Below are 1,554 nucleotides of genomic sequence, written 5' to 3'. Positions count from 1 at the left end.
TCAGACTGTCGACAAATTCGAAAAAATTCGGGTTTGCTGGCAGTCTTTTTTGTATAATTAAGGTATAGAGATTTTTATGGGGTGAATGCAGTGTTAACTAAAAATACACAGATGAATCGTGACCAAATAGAAATGATAGCTTTAGAACAACTTGTACCTGCGAACCATCTGGTTCGTAAGATTGAGGCTGCTATCGACTTTTCTTTTATCTATTCACTTGTTCAAGATATGTATTCATCTGAACGAGGACGTCCGAGTATTGATCCTGTTGTATTGATTAAGATGGCTTTCATCCAATATACCTTCGGTATTCGCTCAATGCGTCAAACAATAACTGAAATCGAAACGAATATGGCATATCGCTGGTTTCTGGGCTTTGGTTTTTATGATAAGGTACCTCACTTCTCGACGTTTGGTAAAAACTACGAGCGCCGCTTTAAAGATACAGATTTATTTGAACAGATTTTCTATCGTATTTTGAAGGAAGCCTCAGACAAGAAATTGATTAGTAGCGAGCACGTATTTATTGATTCTACACATGTTAAAGCAAGCGCTAATAAGCATAAATTTGAGAAGAGAGTAGTTCGAAAAGAATCAAAAGCTTATGAAGCACGTCTACAAGACGAGATTAATAAAGACCGCGAAGATCACGGGAAAAAGCCCTTTCCTCCAGATAAATTTGATAAAGAGGAAAATAAAGAAATCAAGGAAAGTACTACTGATCCGGAAAGTGGTTATTACGTGAAGGATGAGCGAACAAAACAGTTTGCTTTCTCATTCCACGCTGCTTCTGATCAAAATGGTTTTGTTTTAGGTGCAATTGTAACTCCAGGTAATATCCATGATAGTGTCATTTTTGAACCACTCCTTGAAAAGGTAATTGAAAAGCATGGAAAACCTGAAGCTGTTGCTGCTGACGCCGGATATAAAACACCTGCTATTGCTCAATACTTATTTGAAAATGATATGACCCCAGCTTTACCTTATACTCGCCCCCGTACGAAGGATGGTTATTTTAGAAAGCATGAATATGTATATGATGAATACTACGATTGTTATATCTGTCCGCAAGGACAAGTATTAAAATATGCAACCACGACGAAGGAAGGCTACCGTCAATACTTCTCTAATCCGCTTGAGTGTAAAAATTGCCCATTACTTTCACAGTGCACGCAGAGTAAAGAACATAGAAAGCTAATTCAGCGTCATGTGTGGGAGAACTATTTAGAAGAAGCCGACCATCTTCGTCACACACAAGAAAATAAAACCATTTATGCAAGACGTAAAGAAACGATTGAGCGTGTCTTTGCGGATGCAAAGGAGAAGCATGGTATGCGTTGGACAACCTTAAGGGGCCTAAAAAAATTGTCCATGCAGGCGATGCTTACTTTTGCTGCAATGAATTTGAAAAAGATGGCCAACTGGACGTGGAAGGGTCCAGAAATGGCATAATAATAGGTATGGGATAGGTCTAAAATTTGCTCTTACGAGTAATAATCCAACAAAAAGGCATCCGAATGGGCTCATTCGAATGCCTTTTGTCTACAATCTGAA

General features: G+C 38.5%; 1 protein-coding gene. It reads left to right on the top strand.

Annotated elements, in window-relative coordinates:
* Positions 1-90: 90 nt before the first annotated feature.
* A complete protein-coding gene (locus tag KHB02_RS29585) occupies positions 91-1,452 on the top strand; it encodes an IS1182 family transposase (RefSeq protein ID WP_213140952.1) in 1,362 nt (453 codons plus the stop codon).
* Positions 1,453-1,554 lie beyond the last annotated feature (102 nt).

Source organism: Neobacillus citreus (assembly GCF_018343545.2).
Lineage (GTDB): Bacteria > Bacillota > Bacilli > Bacillales > Cytobacillaceae > Neobacillus > Neobacillus citreus.
Note: the sequence above shows the minus strand (reverse complement) of the source record. Positions and strands in the feature narration are given on the sequence as shown.